At 32.0% G+C, this 2,223-nt stretch carries 2 protein-coding genes; one reads left to right on the plus strand and one right to left on the minus strand.

What is annotated here, in order from left to right; all coding sequences use genetic code 11:
- A partial coding sequence (locus ACKI2W_RS02300; protein WP_407378919.1) for a DsrE/DsrF/DrsH-like family protein occupies positions 1-921 on the minus strand: 921 nt, incomplete at its 3' end.
- A gap of 184 nt (positions 922-1,105) precedes the next feature.
- Here ACKI2W_RS02300 and ACKI2W_RS02305 point away from each other — a divergent pair.
- On the plus strand, positions 1,106-2,223 hold a 1,118-nt coding region (locus tag ACKI2W_RS02305), incomplete at its 3' end, for a trans-sulfuration enzyme family protein (protein ID WP_407378920.1).

Below are 2,223 nucleotides of genomic sequence, written 5' to 3' on the forward strand. Positions count from 1 at the left end.
TTGGTGTATTCCCATGATATCCATTGACATTTGACATGCTACAATACGAACTCCATGGCTTTTTGCACTTTCTATTAACTCTTCAAGTGACAATATTCCTTTTTGATCCATAATTGAGCGTATCATTTTTGGACCAAATCCTGCCATGTTCATTCGAGACAACCCTAATTTTTTTGTCCCTCTTGGCATCATAAACCCGAATGCTTTTTCAATCAACGTTTTTTTAACACTTACTTTCTCAGGTTTTCTCAATATATTCAATCCCCAGAATGTGAAAAACATTGTAACGTTTCTTCCCATTGATGCCGCTCCATTTGCAATAATAAATGCAGCTATTGTTTTATCCAGATCTCCACTAAACACTACAAATGTTTTATCATCATCCTTTGGAATTTCAGGTAGGTTTTGTTTTATGATAGTTGCTTTTATAATGTCATCTTCAATAATCAGTGATTCTAATTTATTTCCAGTTCTCTCACACCATATTTTAATGTCTGATGCAAATGCGTCTTCATCCGATTCAACATATATTTTCTGACCGTTTTGAATTTCATTAATTGTATCAGCAATTTTAATTATTGGCCCTGGACACATTTGGCCTTTTACATCAAGTTCAATAGCTTTTATTCCTCCAATATGTTCTTGATATTTTTTAAAACCGCCTTCAAGACTATATGCTTCGTAACCTAAAGAATTTAATTCATCAGTTATTTTGCCGCTTCTCTCACCAGTCTTACAGTATACGATTATTTCTTTTGTTTTGTCAATTTTCTCAAGATTGAATGATAGCTCTGATTTTGGAATATTAATTGAATTTTCAATTTTTCCTAAAATTAATTCTTCACTGTCTCTTACATCGATTATTTGAATTTCTTCTGTATTTTTTTCCAATAATTCTTTGGTATTGATTGATTTTGTCATTTTCATCACTTCCTTAATTTCGCCCGAGCAATGAAAAAGATATTATAAAATTATAACAATCGTTATTTTTTCATCAATTCTAATATTGTGAAAGTACTATTTAAATATTTTTGTCAAAATATAACAATAGTTATATACTGGTAATTTTTAATATAATCCATAATTAAATTTTAGGTAAAATAATATGTCAAAAAGAAAATATGGAAAAGAATTAGGATTTCAAACTCGTGCAGTACATACAGGAAATGATGTTGACAGTGAAACAAATGCAATTAAACGCCCCATAACCATGGGAAACAGTTATGAATTGCCTTATGATCCGACAAACATTAATTGGAGTAGTGCAGATAAGATTTTATACACTCGAAATGGAGGTTCTAATCAGAAATATCTTGAAGAAAAAATAGCCAACCTTGAAAATGGGGAAGATGCAATTGTTCTTGCAAGTGGCGTAGGAGCGTTATCTGGATTGTTTTTTTCAATTTTGTCATCAGGAGATCATGTTGTATTTTCAAATGTAACATATATTGCAGCATATAGACTTTTGAATGAATTATTCAATAATAAATTTAAAGTAGATACTACAATTGTCGATACAACGGATTTAGAGGAGATTAGAAAAGTGATTAAACCAAATACAAAATTGGTCCATATTGAAACTCCCGGAAACCCGACAATAGGAATATCAGATATCGCGGAAATTGCAAAAATTGCACATGAATGTGGTGCACTTCTATCCGTTGATAATACATTTGCATCACCATTCAATCAACGTCCCCTAGAATTAGGTGCCGATTATGTAATTGAAAGTTTAACTAAATACATTAATGGGCATGGGGACTCAATGGGTGGTGCAATCATCGCAAATAAAAAAGAATTGCTTGACCCGATTCGTGAACAGGCCCAAGTCAATCTGGGAGCAACAATAAGTCCATTTAATGCATGGTTGATTATGAGGGGATCTGTAACTCTTCCTTTAAGAATGAAAGCTCACAATGAAAATGCACAAAAAGTAGCTGAATGGTTGGAATCACAAGAAAAAGTGAGTTTTGTTTCTTATCCTGGATTGAAATCTAATAAAGGGCATGACATTGCTAAAAAACAAATGTTTAATGGTTATGGGGGAATGATTGCATTTGGTCTTAATGCAGATCATGATAAACACAATGAATTTGTAAGCTATTTAAAAATAATTACCTCTGCAGTTTCATTGGGGCATGATGAAAGTTTAATTGTATTCATTGGTGAAGATGATGAAAGACAATACTTATATCCTGAAGAATTTAACAATGGGTTCTTTAG

The organism is Methanobrevibacter sp. (assembly GCF_045603845.1).
GTDB lineage: Archaea > Methanobacteriota > Methanobacteria > Methanobacteriales > Methanobacteriaceae > Methanocatella.